Origin of the sequence: Paenibacillus hodogayensis (genome assembly GCF_039536325.1) — a bacterium.
In the GTDB taxonomy this organism is placed as follows: domain Bacteria; phylum Bacillota; class Bacilli; order Paenibacillales; family NBRC-103111; genus Paenibacillus_AB; species Paenibacillus_AB hodogayensis.
This window is the reverse complement of sequence record NZ_BAAAYO010000006.1, coordinates 330,991-345,682: the sequence shown is the minus strand read 5'-3', so window position 1 is coordinate 345,682 and position 14,692 is coordinate 330,991. Positions and strand designations below refer to the sequence as shown.

The 14,692-nt window shown below is 57.2% G+C and carries 16 protein-coding genes; 12 read left to right on the top strand and 4 right to left on the bottom strand.

Annotation, left to right across the window (positions count from 1 at the left end):
* The first annotated feature begins 283 nt into the window (after positions 1 to 283).
* From ABD796_RS12710 to trpA, 7 genes are all read left to right on the top strand, one after another.
* Positions 284 to 1,717, top strand: coding sequence for an ABC transporter substrate-binding protein (locus tag ABD796_RS12710; protein ID WP_344908301.1), 1,434 nt, complete (start codon positions 284 to 286; stop codon positions 1,715 to 1,717).
* Positions 1,718 to 1,777: 60 nt separating this feature from the next.
* Positions 1,778 to 2,683 (top strand): carbohydrate ABC transporter permease, encoded by a 906-nt coding sequence (locus ABD796_RS12705; RefSeq protein ID WP_379120029.1) that lies wholly within the window; start codon positions 1,778 to 1,780, stop codon positions 2,681 to 2,683.
* 62 nt (positions 2,684 to 2,745) lie between these two features.
* Entirely contained in the window at positions 2,746 to 3,570 is an 825-nt protein-coding gene (locus tag ABD796_RS12700; protein ID WP_344908945.1) for a carbohydrate ABC transporter permease, read from the top strand.
* A 20-nt stretch (positions 3,571 to 3,590) separates the two neighbouring features.
* Positions 3,591 to 4,742: an efflux RND transporter periplasmic adaptor subunit gene (locus tag ABD796_RS12695; RefSeq protein ID WP_344908298.1), complete on the top strand. Its 1,152-nt coding sequence runs from the start codon at positions 3,591 to 3,593 to the stop codon at positions 4,740 to 4,742.
* 81 nt (positions 4,743 to 4,823) lie between these two features.
* On the top strand, positions 4,824 to 5,804 hold the full coding sequence (locus tag ABD796_RS12690; protein ID WP_344908295.1) for a sugar-binding transcriptional regulator: 981 nt from the start codon (positions 4,824 to 4,826) through the stop codon (positions 5,802 to 5,804).
* Positions 5,805 to 5,828: 24 nt separating this feature from the next.
* Positions 5,829 to 7,094, top strand: a complete 1,266-nt coding sequence (gene trpB / locus ABD796_RS12685) for a tryptophan synthase subunit beta (RefSeq protein ID WP_344908944.1) — start codon at positions 5,829 to 5,831, stop codon at positions 7,092 to 7,094.
* Positions 7,042 to 7,878, top strand: coding sequence for a tryptophan synthase subunit alpha (gene trpA / locus ABD796_RS12680; RefSeq protein WP_344908292.1), 837 nt, complete (start codon positions 7,042 to 7,044; stop codon positions 7,876 to 7,878). The genes trpB and trpA overlap by 53 nt, the downstream gene beginning before the upstream one ends.
* Before the next feature lie 197 nt (positions 7,879 to 8,075).
* Here the strand turns inward: trpA and ABD796_RS12675 are convergent, their stop codons facing one another.
* The gene (locus ABD796_RS12675) at positions 8,076 to 8,927 is read right to left on the bottom strand and encodes a helix-turn-helix transcriptional regulator (protein ID WP_344908289.1); all 852 of its coding nucleotides are present in this window, start codon (positions 8,925 to 8,927) and stop codon (positions 8,076 to 8,078) included.
* 318 nt (positions 8,928 to 9,245) lie between these two features.
* Here ABD796_RS12675 and ABD796_RS12670 point away from each other — a divergent pair, with 318 nt between their 5' ends.
* The 4 genes from ABD796_RS12670 to ABD796_RS12655 are packed head-to-tail and all read left to right on the top strand — an operon-like array spanning position 9,246 to position 11,946.
* On the top strand, positions 9,246 to 9,917 hold the full coding sequence (locus ABD796_RS12670) for a hypothetical protein (protein ID WP_344908286.1): 672 nt from the start codon (positions 9,246 to 9,248) through the stop codon (positions 9,915 to 9,917).
* 22 nt (positions 9,918 to 9,939) lie between these two features.
* The gene (locus ABD796_RS12665; RefSeq protein ID WP_344908283.1) at positions 9,940 to 10,500 is read left to right on the top strand and encodes a TetR/AcrR family transcriptional regulator; all 561 of its coding nucleotides are present in this window, start codon (positions 9,940 to 9,942) and stop codon (positions 10,498 to 10,500) included.
* A 25-nt stretch (positions 10,501 to 10,525) separates the two neighbouring features.
* Positions 10,526 to 11,122 carry a DUF1349 domain-containing protein gene (locus ABD796_RS12660; protein ID WP_344908280.1) on the top strand — a complete coding sequence of 199 codons (597 nt, stop codon included), beginning with the start codon at positions 10,526 to 10,528 and terminating at the stop codon, positions 11,120 to 11,122.
* A gap of 53 nt (positions 11,123 to 11,175) precedes the next feature.
* The gene (locus tag ABD796_RS12655; RefSeq protein ID WP_344908276.1) at positions 11,176 to 11,946 is read left to right on the top strand and encodes an HAD-IIB family hydrolase; all 771 of its coding nucleotides are present in this window, start codon (positions 11,176 to 11,178) and stop codon (positions 11,944 to 11,946) included.
* Positions 11,947 to 12,091: 145 nt separating this feature from the next.
* On the opposite strand, the gene ABD796_RS12650 is transcribed toward ABD796_RS12655, so the two are convergent.
* Positions 12,092 to 12,997: a LysR family transcriptional regulator gene (locus tag ABD796_RS12650; RefSeq protein ID WP_344908273.1), complete on the bottom strand. Its 906-nt coding sequence runs from the start codon at positions 12,995 to 12,997 to the stop codon at positions 12,092 to 12,094.
* Positions 12,998 to 13,244: 247 nt separating this feature from the next.
* On the opposite strand from ABD796_RS12650, the gene ABD796_RS12645 reads away from it, so the two are divergent.
* Positions 13,245 to 13,667, top strand: a complete 423-nt coding sequence (locus ABD796_RS12645; RefSeq protein ID WP_344908270.1) for a hypothetical protein — start codon at positions 13,245 to 13,247, stop codon at positions 13,665 to 13,667.
* A 59-nt stretch (positions 13,668 to 13,726) separates the two neighbouring features.
* On the opposite strand, the gene ABD796_RS12640 is transcribed toward ABD796_RS12645, so the two are convergent.
* Together ABD796_RS12640 and ABD796_RS12635 are read right to left on the bottom strand one after the other, a co-directional pair.
* On the bottom strand, positions 13,727 to 14,209 hold the full coding sequence (locus tag ABD796_RS12640) for a GyrI-like domain-containing protein (protein ID WP_344908268.1): 483 nt from the start codon (positions 14,207 to 14,209) through the stop codon (positions 13,727 to 13,729).
* A gap of 54 nt (positions 14,210 to 14,263) precedes the next feature.
* On the bottom strand, positions 14,264 to 14,602 hold the full coding sequence (locus ABD796_RS12635; protein WP_344908265.1) for an ArsR/SmtB family transcription factor: 339 nt from the start codon (positions 14,600 to 14,602) through the stop codon (positions 14,264 to 14,266).
* Positions 14,603 to 14,692: the final 90 nt, after the last annotated feature.

The window sequence follows — 14,692 nt, the reverse complement described above, 5'->3', positions numbered from 1 at the left end:
GAAAGCTTTGGCCTTTTGGCCGCGCAGGAGCTGTTCTCCGGTCGTTCCGACCGATCGGGGAGCAGCTTTATTATATTGATGAGGTCAACCAGGCGAGTGCCGGTTGGCCTGTTTGCCGTTCCGGAGCGGGGGCGTTCAACTTTTACAACTTCCATACAAGTCCATCAAACTTATCATATATCGCGGCCCTATACTGGTTCCTGTACGTAAGACGGCGAGAACGCCGGTGCTGCGGCGTTGCTCGTAGCAAGACGGATGAACCGGAGCAGGAGGGATCGCAATCATGAGAAATACGTTAGTCGGGTTGCTTACGGCGGTATCGATGGTGGCCGTCTCCGCATGCAGCGCAGGCGGCACAGGCGGCAGAAGCGCAGCGGGGAACGGAGAAGGGGAAGCCGTCGTCCCGCCGGCGCAGGCCGGGAATGCCGCCAATCCGCCAACCGTTCAGGAGACGATCGGGCAGCCGTCGACGACGGAGAAGAAGACCGTGGTGTTCTCCACCTTTTTCCCCAGCGAGTTTTTGAACGAAGCCAAGCGGAAATATGAGGCCAAGCATCCGAACATTACAATCGATCTGCGGTATGTAGATTCGGACAACAAGCATCTGGAGGAAAATCTCGAGAAGTTCGTCAAAACGACCGGGACGGCGATGCTGTCCGGCAAAGGGCCGGATTTGCTCGAGATGGACCAGCTTCCGTCGGGAAGCTATGTCGGCAAAAAGCTGCTGGCCAATCTGGGGGACCTGATGGACAAAGATCCATCGTTTCGGAAGGAGAACTATTTCAGCAATGTGCTCGACGGCATGAAGGTGAACGGAGGCATTTACGGCATGCCGATTGGCTTTATTCTGTACGGCTTTATGGGCAACAAGACGCTGATTGAGAACAGCGGGGTCCCGTTCGACGACTCGGGCTGGACGTGGAGCGAATTTGCCGGGGTAGCCAAGGAGCTGGCGAAGAAGGCCGATCCGGATCACAAGTTTGCGTTGGGAGGGATGCCGCCCGAATATATGCTCGCAAATTTTGTAAACGCCCAATACGCCACGTTCATCGACCAGCCGAACCGCAGAGCGAACTTCGAGTCGGCCGCCTTCTCGGATTTGCTCCAGCAGGTGAAGTCGCTGTATGACGCCAGGCTGGTCAATGAGCAGGCGCGTTTTTCCATATTCCGCGAAACGACCATCGTGTCGCCCAGCGATTACATCCGGGAAATCCGGCAGAGCGAGTTCATGCCCAACAAGATGGATTACAAGTCCAAGCTGTACGTCATGCCGCACGCAGACGGGCAAAAGCCGGGAAGTTTCTTCCGCACGTACCAGACGATCGGTCTCAACGAGAAGTCGGCCGTCAAGGCGGAGGCGTGGGACTTTCTCAAGTTCCTGCTGTCCGACGAAGTGCAGGCGAAGGCGGACGGAGCCGGCTTCCCGCTCAATAAAGCTTCGTACCAGAACAAAGTGCAAGCGCTGCTGCAGAAGGGAAAGGTCGAGTCCGACCAGCCGATCGGACCGATGAAGGGGCAGTCGTTCGACATCACGCAGAACGATATCGACGACTTGGACAAGTTCGTGAACGGAGCGATTTATCCTGTTCAGTTCAAGCCTTCCAAGATCGACGAGATTGTGCGGGAAGATTCCAAAGCGTATTTCACCGGGCAAAAAACGCCGGAAGCGGTGGCGAAGCTGATTCAGAACCGGATCACGACCGTTCTAAACGAATAATGCGCGATACGGGATGAACCTTGAGCGAGATGCGGGGTTCATTCTCGCTTTCGGAAGGAGATGAAGCTGTTGACAAGCATCAGACGGTTTGGGCGCAAGCTGTCCGTTTTGCTCCGCAAGGACGGGGCCGCTGCAATGCTTTTTTTGACGCCGAGCCTGCTCGGGTTTGCCGTCTTTTATTTGATCCCGTTAGCGATGGGCGTTCTGTATTCGTTTCAGGACAGTACGGTAGACGGCTCGTTCGTCGGTCTGGACAATTACAGGGCGCTCCTTGCGAGCGCCTCCTTCCGCAAGGCCGCGGCGAACACCTTCCTGTTCACCGGCGTCAGCGTGCCGCTGATTGTTGCTCTCTCGCTGCTGCTGGCCCATCTGCTCCGCCAACGGTTGTTTATGCGCAATCTGCTGCAAACCGCCTTCGTCCTGCCGCTTGTCGTGCCGGTCGCTTCGATCGTGATGGTATGGCAAATCGTATTTGACTGGAACGGCACGCTGAACGTATGGATGCAAATGCTTCACCTGGAGCGGGTCGACTGGATGAAGTCCGATTGGTCGATCGTCGTGCTGGCCGTCGTCTATACGTGGAAAAATGTCGGGTACAACATGATTCTGTTTTTGGCCGGCCTGCAAAACATTCCGCAGGATTACTATGAGACGGCGCAGATCGAAGGGGCGGGCAAGCTTCGCCAATGGAGGCATATTACGCTCGTTTATTTGACCCCGACGATGTTTTTTGTCGTGCTCATGTCCATCATTAATTCGTTCAAGGTGTTCCGCGAAACGTATCTGATCGCAGGCGATTATCCGCATGACCGCATTTACATGCTGCAGCATTATATGAACAACATGTTCGTATCGCTCGATGTCCAGAAGCTGACGGCGGCCGCCACTCTGATGGTCGGTTGTATGCTGCTTGGGGTGAGCGGCATGCTGGCCGTCGAGCGCCGTTTTCGGAATTTCATGGACTAAAAGGGGCGGTGAACGTATTGGCTTTGTTGCGTAAGCTCGTGCTGACGGCAGCGGCGGTGGCGATGGCCGCGGCGATGCTGTTTCCGATCGTCGTCACCTTGACCAACTCGTTCATGACCGAGGGCGAAATCAACCACAACTACCGGCTAATCGGGAAAATGGTCAACATTGCCGCGGGGGAACGGGACGGCTATATAAACTTGAAGCTGCTACCGGACTGGGTAACCTTCCGCCAGTATGCCGAAGTGCTGATTCATAAGCCGGTGTTTCTGCATATGTTCTGGAATTCCGTGCTTCTGGTCGTGCCGATTATCGCCGGGCAAGCGGCGGTCGCTTCCTTGGCTGCTTATGCGTTTGCCAAGCTGCGGTTCCGGGGGCGGGACAAGCTGTTTTTCGTCTATTTGATGACGATGCTGATGCCGTTCCAGGTCACCTTGGTGCCCAATTACATCATGGCTGACAAGCTGGGGCTGATGAACAGCGCTTCGGCGATCGTGCTGCCGGGCATCTTCGGCGCCTTCGGGGTGTTCATGCTCCGGCAGTTCATGCTGCATATCCCGTATACGTACATCGAAGCGGCCAAAATCGACGGAGCGGGCCATATCGCTATCTTTTACAAAATTGCCGTACCGCTCATCCGGCCGGGCATGGCGGCGCTGGTCGTCCTGCTGTTCGTCGACAATTGGAACATGGTCGAACAGCCGCTCATTTTTCTGGAGGATGCATTCAAGCAGCCGCTGTCGCTTTATTTGTCGCGGATCAACGAAGGGGCGAGAGGAGTTGCTTTTGCCGCCTCGGTGCTGTACATGACTCCGATGGTGCTGCTGTTTTTGTATGCGGAGTCTTATTTTATCGAGGGAATTCAGCTATCCGGCATCAAAGGGTAGCGATTGACGGGGTGACATCGATGGAACTGCAACGGAACGAGCAAGCGGTATCCGGCCGGAAACGCAAGCTGCGACTCGCGTTCGGTCTGTTTATCGGGCTGCTGCTCGTATGCACGCTGTTCGGCAATACGTTATTGACGCTCGCTTTGCCCAAGGTGACGTTGACTGTGCCGGGGCGGGGCCAGCTCGTTCATGCGTATGCCGCCGACGGCGTCGTGAGCTGGAGGGTGGAAGCGGAGTTGACCCCTCCTGCCGGCTGGAAGGTCGGGAAGGTCAACGTAAAGGAAGGGGACCCGGTCAAAAAAGGACAAATTCTCGTGACGTATGATTCGAAGGCGGCCGAGCAACTGCTGCTGGACGAGCAGGCCGGGGTCAAGAAGCTGAAGCTGTCGATCCAAGATTGGCAGAAAACGTTCAAGGAGGCTTCGCAAAACGGCGACGAGAAGGGCGTTGCCGACGCCAAGCGCGCGTTGGAGCTCGGCGCGATCGATCTGGACGTGCAGGAGCGGAAAGTGCAGAAGCTGCAGGATGACTTGCAGGAGAATCGCGCGCTAACGGCTCCGTTTGACGGAATCGTCATGAAGGTTTACGCCGTGGAGGGTCTTGCTTCCGGCGGCAAGCCGGATGCGGTCGTCGCCAATACAAGCCTCGGCTTCGAGTTCGAGTTCCTGACCCCCTCCGACGCAGCGACCGAGCTGGAAATCGGAGACGCCTTGAAGGTGCAGGTGAAAGGAAGCAAGGCGCGTCGGGTAGAGGGCCGTATCGAATCTATCCAGGATACCGACGCTCCGGCTTCCGGTACGACGGCGGGAGGGAACGGATCGCTGACAGGCGCGGCGATGAAGCGTATCGGGGTGAGGCTGCAGGATGATGAACTAAAGGGCGGGGAGCGGGTGCAGGTCGAGCTGACCCGGACGACTGACGATGTCATTCTTGTACCAACCAAAGCGATTCATGACGAAAACGGCAAGAAATACGTGTTCGGCATCGAGGAGAAGAACGGGCCACTCGGCAATGCCTTCCATATTCGCAAAATCTTCGTTACGGCCGCCGATGCCGACGATTCGCTTACGGCCGTGACGGAAGGGCTGTTCGAGCAGCAGAGCATCGTGCTGGAAAGCAACGAGCCGCTTCAGGAAGGAGAACGCATTCGGCTGCACTTGCCGAATTGACCGCCGAGATGGTATACTGACAAAAACGTGTGTACATTTGATCGTTTTATGTACATATGTACATAAAAGGGGGCAGTCGTTTTGTCGGAAATCCATCACGAGCGGTTTCGCCTGCTGGTCAAAATCTGCAAGCTGTATTACGAAGACGGCCTGAACCAGCAGGAGATCGCCAAACGCCTCGGCATCTCCAGGCCGCATGTCAGCCGAATGCTGACTACCGCGAAGAACGAAGGGATCGTGCGCGTCTCGATCCATAACCCGTTTTCCGTCGAGCAAGAGCTGGAGAAGGCGCTTATCGAAACATTCGGCATCCCGGATGCGGTCGTCGTCGAATCCGCAGGCGACGATCCTGCCAGACTGCTTGCCCAGCTCGGGCGGACGGGCGCGGCACTGCTGGAGTCGGTGCTGCAGGACGGGGATATCGTCGGCATTATGGCCGGGAGAACGGTGGCGGGCGTGGCGGACGAGCTGGACTATTTTGCCCGCGATGGCCTCCAGTTCGTTCCGCTGGTCGGCGGTTGGGGCTCCGAAGGAGGGGCTTGGCACTCCGGCGCCAATACGATGGCTTTCGCCAACAAGCTGAAGGCCAAATACTGGATGATGCATGCGCCAGCGGTCGTGCAAAGCGAAGAGGTCGGCAGGCTGCTCCGCGAGGAGCCGGACATCGGCGGCGTGCTGAAGCTGGCGCGAAGCGGCCGAGTGGCGCTGATCAGCATTGGCGAAGTAAGCGGGGAGGCGACGATCGTCAAGGCCGGCAATATAAGCGCTGGCGAGCTGAAGGCATTGGAGGAGCGGGGAGCCGTCGCGAACCTGTGCGCCTCCTTTATCGACCCGGACGGACGGGAGATCGATTTTCCCGGTAACAGCCGGTTCATCGGCTTGACCGCAGGCGAACTGCGCGCCATTCCAAGCGTTATCGGCATCGCCGGCGGCACCTCGAAGGTGAAGGCTGTCGCGGCGGCGCTGCGCGGCCGGTGGTTGGACATTCTCGTCACGGATGCCGGAACGGCGCAGGCCGTCCTCGATAATCACCGCAACCATGAAGCGAAGCAGGGAGGATAATGCGCAATGGCCCAACTAAACCCGATGTACAGCTCCATCCCGGCGGAGGCCGGACTGTTGTCCGGGGACAACGGCTGCTATGGCAGCTACGGAGGCTCGTTTATTCCCGAAATTTTGGTGCCCGCCTTTGAAGAGATTACGGCGTGCTTTGAAGCGGTCAAGCATGACGAAGCTTTCTGGCAGGCGTATTGCTCGCTGTTGGCCGATTATTCCGGACGCCCGACTCCGCTCACGTATGCGGACCGGCTGACCGAGCATTTCGGCCGCGCCCGCATTTACGTAAAACGCGAAGATCTGAACCACACCGGGGCGCACAAGCTGAATAACGCGCTCGGTCAGGCGATGCTGGCCAAGCGGATGGGCAAAACGCGCCTTATCGCCGAGACGGGCGCGGGGCAGCACGGGGTGGCGACCGCTACGGTCGCGGCCAAGCTGGGGCTGTCCGCCACGATCTATATGGGGCGCGAGGATATGGAGCGGCAATACGCCAATGTGTTCTGGATGAGGCGGCTCGGCGCGGACGTCGTCCCTGTGGATTACGGCTCGCGGACGTTGAAGGATGCGATCAATGAAGCATTGCGGGACTGGGTGTCCAGCTTCGAGACGACCCATTATGTGCTCGGCACCGCTTCGGGCGCTCATCCTTTCCCGGCGATCGTCGCTTTTTTTCAATCGATTATCGGGATCGAAGCGAAGGAGCAGGTGTTGGGCGTTGCCGGACGGCTGCCCGACCGCGTCTATGCGTGCGTCGGCGGAGGGTCTAACGCCATCGGCGTTTTTCAAGCCTTCCTTCCGCACGACGAGGTTCGGCTCATCGGCGTAGAGGCGGGGGGCCAAGGAAAGCGTTCGGGCCGGCATGCGGCGCGGATCGCCTACGGGGAAGGGAAGCCGGGGGTCGCTCAAGGCTACAGGACGCTGTTCCTGCAGGACGGCGACGGGCAAATGCTGGATACGTACAGCATCGCCGCCGGGCTCGATTATGTCGGCGTATCGCCGATTCTGGCCGATCTGGCCGAACGGAAGCGGGTGGAATTCGAGGCGGCAACCGACGACGAAGTAATCGAAGCGCTTGAGCTGGTCATGAAGACCGAAGGCTTGATCCCCGCGCTGGAATCCACGCATGCGTTCGCAGGGGCGTTCAAGCAGATCGCGGATTCGTCGAAATCGGACGTGATCGTCATCAATATGTCCGGGCGCGGCGACAAAGACATTTTCAATGTAGCGGAGGGATTGCGCGATGAAGGATGGACAGCTTTTATCCAGCGAAAAAGCGGACAATACGGCGGATAGCTTGGCGGAACGGATTGCGGCCGTGAACAAAGCAAGCGGCAAGCCCATTCAACTGATGACGCATCAAATTGTCGGCTATCCGGACCTGGAGACGAATTACGAGTTGATCCGGCTGTTCGATCGGAACGGGGTAGAACTGGTCGAGCTGCAGCTGCCCTTCTCGGAGCCGATTGCCGACGGTCCGGTGTTTTTGCGCGCCAACCAGGCGTCGCTCGCCAAAGGGACGACGACCCGCCGCTGTATGGAGTTCGCCCGGAAGGCGGTCGCCGATTTTCCGAACATCGCTTTTCTGTTCATGACGTATTACAATGTGGTGCTGCAATACGGGATGGAGGCGTTCGTCCGGGAATGCGCCGATATCGGGATTCGCGGCTTGATCGTACCCGATGCCCGGCCGGAGGAGAGCGGCGCTTTTCTGAAGGCGTGCCGGGAGCATGGCGTGGCTCTCGTGCTGATCGCCACCCCGTATACGGACGATAAGCGACTGTCCTACTTGTCGCAGCAAACCGGAGGCTTCCTGTACTGCGCGGCGCGCAAAGGGGTGACCGGCTCCAAGACGGCGTTCGGCCGGGAGACGGACGACTTCCTTGCCCGCGTGCGGCACTATGCGCGAACGCCGGTTGCGGTCGGATTCGGCATTCAGGACGCCGCGGATGTGGCTTTTCTGCAAGGGAAATGCGATATCGCCATCATCGGAACCCAACTGCTGAACGTGCTGGAGCAAAGCGGTCTGGCCGGAGTGGAGCGGTTTCTGGCGTCCCTTCCGCCCGAAGCGATAAAGTAACGTCCGGTACAAAGACAGAGCTAATCTTGTGTATTCCGGGAGGATCAATCCCTTGAGGTGCAAGGGATTCGTCCATTCCACGAATACTGTTTAAGGTCTGACTTTGTACTTGGGGAGCTGCGCAGCGTTGTGGATTGCAGGCGGGATTTCCGCTGCCCGATATCGGCATTGTGCTAAAGGCTTTCGTACGAAAGTCTTTAGCACACCGGCTGAGCGGTTTGCCCGAGCAACTGCCTGATTTTCTCCCCCGTACCCGTTCCGGCCATCGGCGTATTCACATAGAGCCTCAGGCTCGTATCGTCCGACACGAGATAGCTCGTATGCTCGAAATCCAGCTGACCCAGGGCGGGATGGCGGACGATTTTGTACTTTTCCTGTTCTTTCTCCACATTGTGCATCGGCCACCACCGATCGAATTCCTTGCTCAAGCTCCGCAGCTCCTCCACGAAATCGACCAGCCACGGGTCCGCCACATACTTGCCGTACGCTGCGCGGAAGCGAGCGAGCACCCCTTGCGCATATAGCTCCCAATCGTCAAACAACTGCCGGTATGGTGAATCGGTGAACATGAGCCGGATCAGGTTGCGTTTGCCGATAGGCACGAGACTGTAATCCAGAAAGACGAGCGACGCCGCGCGATTCCACGCGATCACGTTCCACCGCGTATCCAGAATAAGGGAAGGAGATAAAGTCAGACTGTCCAGCACATGCTGGTGCATCGGATGGATCGTCTGGTTGTAGGCGGGATAGTAGACGGGCGGGGCTTGTCGGGCGAGCGTATACAAATGGACGGTTTCTTCCTTGTCGAGCATCAGCACTCTAGCGAGGCTTTCCAGCAGCTGAGCGGACACCTGAATCGGGCGCCCCTGCTCAAGCCACGTGTACCAGGTGACGCCGATGCCAGCCAGCGAAGCGACCTCTTCCCGTCTCAGGCCGGGAATGCGGCGTCTCCCGCCTTCGGGCAGACCGACCCGGGATGGCGATATTCGCGCCCTGCGCGTTTTCAGAAAATCTCCCAACTCGATATACCTTTGTTTAGCGGAATCCATAGTTCTCCCCGATCTTATGCAAATTGTTTCGATACCCGTATTAACACGCTTCTATAACCAGTATAAAGAAAGCAATAGCATGATGACAAGCCGACCGGCTACCTGCCGAGGCAAATGGAATCGCCCTTGAGGTATTGCACAGAGAAGGCCGCCCGCGACCGGGATGATTCAACTGCCGATTTGGACGGCCGCGTCTATAGGGCGCTCTGACTCAGGTACGTCCTGGGGCAGAGCAGACATCAATTTTCATTTGACAAAACTATTATCATTAGTTATTTTAATATTAATCATATTAATTTATCGAAAGGAAGGGTAAGCATGACAACCATGAAGCTGGATTTTCCGTTGGCGATTGCCGAATCCACCCGTTTGCGCATTCGCCTGGCCTCGTTGGCCCTGTTCGCCGCGGGCTTATGCTTCGTTTTGTATCCGGCGTTTCGGCCTTTTTCCGATGAGGCATCGCTGCAAGGGGCGGAGGCTTTCGCGTCCGGCCGGTGGGTCGTCGCCCATGTGCTGGCGATTATCGGGTTTGTATTATTGACTTACGGGTTGTATGGGCTTCATTTGCGGCTGCAGGCGACTGGGGCGGAGCGGACGGCTTTCCTCGCATTGGCATTTGGCGGGCTCGGGGTCGGCTTGACGCTGCCGTTCTACGGGGCCGAAGTATACGGTCTGCACGTCATCGGTCTCGAAGCGATCCGTCTGCAAAATGCCGATCTGATCCGTCTGGCCGACGCCATCCGATCCGGGCCCGGTTTGGTCATGTTTGTGATCGGACTTGTGTTGTTGGCGGTCGGAGCGATATATTCTTGTATAGCGGTGTGGAAATCCCGCGTCATGGCGAAATGGTGCGCCGCCCCGCTGACGGTCGGCTTGCTGCTTTACCTTCCGCAGTTCATCGCTGCCCAGCCGATGCGGATCGCCCACGGGGCCTTGGTTGCCATCGGGTGTATGTGGCTGGCGGCAGCGATGCGGACAGAGAAATCTTGACGGAAAAAGGCGGTGGACGACGATGTCCCGAGCCGGCCTGGACGACCGGATCGTGCTGGAAGCGGCACTTGAAATAACGGACCGAGGCGGTCTGGAGCAATTAACTTTGGTCGCGGTGGCGAAAAAGCTGGGAGTTCGTCCCCCTGCTCTGTACAATCACGTAAACGGGTTGCCGGACTTGCGCAATAAGCTGATGATCGACGGGCTGCACCGGCTGAAGGACGAATTGGCGCGGGCCACTGCCGGGCAAACGGGGGACGACGCTGTCTGGGCGGCCTCCCAAGCGTATTTGGCTTTCGCCCGAAAACACCCTGGCCTTTACGAAGCGACGCAGCGCCCGCAGCATTGGCAGGACGGAGACGTTCAAGAAGCGCTCCGGCAATTGATGGACATCATCTTTCGCATCGTCAGCCCGTTCGGTCTGGACGAGGAAGCCGCCGTTCATACGGTGCGCGGGCTGCGCAGCCTGCTGCACGGCTTCGCTTCTCTCGAAGGACAAGGCGGATTCGGAATGCCCTTGAATGTGGATGAAAGTTTCCGTTTTGTCGTCTATACTTTTTTGGCAGGGATTCAATCCCGGTGACGGAACAAGGCGAAGGAGGAAGGGAATGCGGAAAGAACGAATAAGCTGGTCTTCCGGCAGTTGGTCGACAGACCCGCTTTCCTGTTGCGAGCAAGACGGGAAGCTTGTCGTCGAGGCTCGGGAAGGAAGCGATTTTTGGCAGACGTCTCTATACGGATTTCAACGCGATAACGGTCATGCGCTGCTGACTGGCTGGAAGCGCGAGGACGCTGTGGAGGTGAGCTTCCGGCTAAGCGGCTTCGATCATTTGTACGATCAGGCCGGGCTTATGCTGCGTTACGGCCCGGAGCGGTGGGTCAAGGCAGGGATTGAAATCAACGACGGGGTTCCCCATATCGGGGCCGTCGCTACAGAGCGGTATTCTGACTGGTCGCTCGCTCCGGTACCGGAATGGCAACGACAGAATATCACCGTCCGTGCTTCCCGTCTGCAAGATGCCGTCATTGTAAGGGCCCGTGCCGGACATGGTCCGTGGAGAACGATACGCGTTTGCCGGCTCCATGCGGAGTACAATTGGCAAGCCGGGCCGTATTTGTGCGCTCCGACCCGGGCCGGCTTTCAAGTCGCCTTTATCGGCTGGGTCTGGACAAGTCCGGACATCGACGTTCATACGGAGCCGTGAATGCAAGACAGGAACACTGCTGATACAAATGAGGAAGAGGATGGAGATAGAGGATGCAGTTCGTATTCGACTTGGATGGAACGATATGTTTTAAAGGCCGGCCGATTTCGGAGCCGCTCGTTCTGGCGATCGATAAGCTGATCGCGGCAGGGCATGACGTTATTTTCGCTTCCGCCCGTCCGATCCGGGATATGATGCCGGTCGTTCACGAGAAGTATCGCGGCCGGCTGTGGATTGGCGGCAACGGCTCTCTTGCGTCGGGCGGCGGCGCAGCGGAGCACGTCCATGCTTTCCCGGCCGAACAGCTGGAGCAGATTTTGCAGCTGATCCGCCAACATGAAGCGACGTACCTGATCGACAGCGATTGGGACTATGCGTACACGGGAGCGGCGGATCATCCGATTCTGAACAATCTCGACACACTGGGCCTAGCCCGGAATGTAGCACTCGAATCGCTGGAGCGGATTGTAAAAGTGCTCATTTTGACCGCTTCCGATATAGAGTCTTTGAACGAGAAGCTGCTGGCGCTGGACGTCGTTGTCCACCGGCACGGGAATGAACGTATACTGGACATCAGCCCGCAAAATGTGCACAAATGGACCGCCTTGCAAAAGGCCGGCGTTCAGCCCAAGCAATTCGTGGCGTTCGGGAACGACGCCAACGACATTAGCATGTTCCGGGAGGCGCTCCATTCCGTCCGCATCGGCGAGCATCCGGGACTGGGCGAATACGCCTCGGACTCGATCCCGTTGGAAGGGGATTACGAAAGCGATATCGTTCGTAAAATCGAAGAGCTGGCGGTCCAATACGCGGCGGTTCGGTAAGCGCAGCCTGTCATCGCTTGCCGGAATATTTCGCGCGGCAGGGCAAATCCGCTCTACCGAGCATGTATTCCGTTCTCGAAGCATAGCCGCTAGAACCGTACCACAGTCCGATTGCACCGCGGACGAACCATGCGGGGCGTGGATTTCAGGTTACGAGGCCGTAGCGGTATTCCCGCTCGCGGATATGTTCGGTCAAAAGCCCAATAAACCCCCTCGCGGCTTTCCCCATATATTTGTCCTTCAAATAGATGACGCCGATTTCCCGGCGCAAAGCCGGATTCGTGACGGGAATTGTTTTTAGATCGTGGCGGCGGTGTATGTCCAGCAGCGTTTTCGACAATATCGATACCCCGGCGCCGGACCGGACCAGCATCAGCAGCGATTCGATCGTGGTCGTTTCAATGAGCGGCTGCAAGGTAGAGCCGATCGTGGAGCAGGCCGAATCGATCATCTGGCGACAGCGGTGCGACTTCGGGAACATGATGATCGGCTCTCGCATGATCTCGGCAAAATCGACGGTCTCTCGGCCCACCAAAGGGGAACCGGCATGTATGACCGCATAAAACTCTTCCTCGTACAGCGGCACCTTCATGAACCGCTCGTCCTCCACAGGCAAGATCGTCACGGCAAAATCGAGATCGTGCGCAAGAAGCTGTTCGACGACATCTTCCGCGCCGTTCAGCTTGAGCCGGACTTGCGGATACCGGTTATGAAAATCGATCAGCCGTCCCGACACCAGCTCGTTGATCTCCCCGATCAGCGCGCCGATGGACAACGTTCCCCGCTCCAGCTGCTGAAGCTCCAGTATTTCTTCGCGGGCTCCGGTCAAGGAACGAAATATGGAGCTGCAATGGTGGAGCAAAATATGCCCCGATTCCGTCATCGTAATTTTTTTGCCGATCCGATTGAACAATGGAAGCCCGAGCTCCTCCTCCAGCAGCTTGATCTGGTAGCTTAACGTCGGCTGGGTAATGCCCAGCTTCTCCGCAGCCCGGGTAAAATGCAGCTCCTCGCATATCGCTTTAAAGCATTCCAACTGTCTCAGCTCCAACTTTGAGCGCCCCTTTCCGTTATGCTTTGCGGCTTCTATAGTGTAAACGCCATAAATCCATTTATCAATGGCTGCCGTTTGACAAAATACGATAGAAACTGTCTATGGAATCATTGAATCTGTCAATGACTCCGATAGAAATAATCGTATTGATCGATGATGCGGATGTTCACTACAATGGAAACGTGGCGACGGACGAGAGAGCTCCGTTCCGAGTATATAGACGATAACCGAGGAGGATGGGGATATGGAAAGCGATAGCGAACGGATCATCGGAGGGGCGGTCGACAACGAGGGAGTTCACGAAGCGGGAAACGGCGGAGAGACGGCTGGAACGGAAGACCGCGGAGAGAATGAGGGAAGAGAAGAAGACGGCGAGTTCGAGGGCAATGCAGACGGCAGCAAGAAGAATGGAGAAGCGGTGGGCGGAAGAGGTGTTGGGGCAGGAGGGCAGCCGCTTACGCGGGCCGACTTGATCGACCTTAGCCATACGGTCGCTCACGACATGGAGACGTACCCCGGCTTTCCGAGAATGCAAGTATCGGACTATATCAGTCAACGATCCTGCTGGAAGCCGGCATCCCTATCGTCGAAAACCTCGCTCCTACGGGCCGTCTCCCGCTCGAAGGGTTTTATTTCACCGCCGCCCCGGTCAAAGTGCAGGGGATGAGCGCCTTCCCGGTCCGGGCTTGGGCGCGGATAGCGGCTCCTCATGCTACATAAAAACGATTACGCCTCTATAGGCCAGTAAATATCAATAACGCTCTCCTCTTGCTCGAGGGAACCGCAATCCGCCCAATATTCGAAGTCGAAAGGACGGATGACGCCAAGACCTTGGTCGCGAATCCAGTCATACGTATCGCCGATCCGCGATTCGGGTCCTCTATGCGTCACTTTCGTATAGGCTCCAGCCGGGATCGTATGGCAGACGAATCCCTCGGGCAGGGGAACAAACGTATGGACCTCCACGGCAACTATGCTTTCGAACGGAACATCCGGCGTCCATTCGCAGTCCGGGTAGAGTTGGACGAGGTAGACCCCGTCGCCGTCCGTTGGACTTGCTATCTCCGACCGCCTGTCCAACAGCCTCTCGCGCAAGCTCCCGATAATTTCATTTTCCATATCTTCCTTTAAGGTCGTTGTTACGGTATAACCGACCAGCTTCGTTTCATTGCGATGTACCGTTTTCGGTTGTGCCGGTTCTGTTATCACGGACGCTACAGCTCCTTCTTCGCTTGGCGCGGCGCCGGCAAAACGCCGGCCGGCTTAATGGGCGTTCATCAGTTCTTTTTTTTCGTCGGAAGCCTCGAAAGCATCCAGTATAGAAGAAAGCAATCCGGGAAACCGTAATTCTAGGTCTTCCGTCCGCAGGGACAGAAATCGCTGCGTACCTTGAACGCGGACGTTGACGACGCCCGCCTCCCGCAGTGTGCGCGTATGATGGGAAAGCGTGGATTTGACGACAGGCACGTCGATGGTGCCGCAGGTCGGCTCGTACGACTTGCGGATTTCGGAAGCGATCAGCAAGCGAATCGGATCGCTTAACGCGTTCAGAACGGAGGACAGATGAATTTCTGCACGGTCGGGATGATACAGCATTTTCATGGCGGGAGCCTCCTTGTTTGCAAGCTTATGATTGCATTATAACATAAAGCGTGCTATATTAATTCCATTGTTCGATAGTAATCGAAATTT

Excerpts from the sequence above, each read along its gene's own strand:
- ABD796_RS12655 (WP_344908276.1), top strand. The coding sequence starts at position 11,176 with ATGCAGTTCGTATTCGACTTGGATGGAACGATATGTTTTAAAGGCCGG.
- ABD796_RS12700 (WP_344908945.1), top strand. The coding sequence starts at position 2,746 with ATGGCCGCGGCGATGCTGTTTCCGATCGTCGTCACCTTGACCAACTCG.
- ABD796_RS12635 (WP_344908265.1), bottom strand. The coding sequence starts at position 14,602 with ATGAAAATGCTGTATCATCCCGACCGTGCAGAAATTCATCTGTCCTCC.
- ABD796_RS12665 (WP_344908283.1), top strand. The coding sequence starts at position 9,940 with ATGTCCCGAGCCGGCCTGGACGACCGGATCGTGCTGGAAGCGGCACTT.
- ABD796_RS12705 (WP_379120029.1), top strand. The coding sequence starts at position 1,778 with ATGAAGCTGTTGACAAGCATCAGACGGTTTGGGCGCAAGCTGTCCGTT.
- ABD796_RS12660 (WP_344908280.1), top strand. The coding sequence starts at position 10,526 with ATGCGGAAAGAACGAATAAGCTGGTCTTCCGGCAGTTGGTCGACAGAC.
- trpB (WP_344908944.1), top strand. The coding sequence starts at position 5,829 with ATGTACAGCTCCATCCCGGCGGAGGCCGGACTGTTGTCCGGGGACAAC.
- ABD796_RS12675 (WP_344908289.1), bottom strand. The coding sequence starts at position 8,927 with ATGGATTCCGCTAAACAAAGGTATATCGAGTTGGGAGATTTTCTGAAA.
- ABD796_RS12695 (WP_344908298.1), top strand. The coding sequence starts at position 3,591 with ATGGAACTGCAACGGAACGAGCAAGCGGTATCCGGCCGGAAACGCAAG.
- trpA (WP_344908292.1), top strand. The coding sequence starts at position 7,042 with ATGAAGGATGGACAGCTTTTATCCAGCGAAAAAGCGGACAATACGGCG.
- ABD796_RS12670 (WP_344908286.1), top strand. The coding sequence starts at position 9,246 with ATGACAACCATGAAGCTGGATTTTCCGTTGGCGATTGCCGAATCCACC.
- ABD796_RS12645 (WP_344908270.1), top strand. The coding sequence starts at position 13,245 with ATGGAAAGCGATAGCGAACGGATCATCGGAGGGGCGGTCGACAACGAG.
- ABD796_RS12710 (WP_344908301.1), top strand. The coding sequence starts at position 284 with ATGAGAAATACGTTAGTCGGGTTGCTTACGGCGGTATCGATGGTGGCC.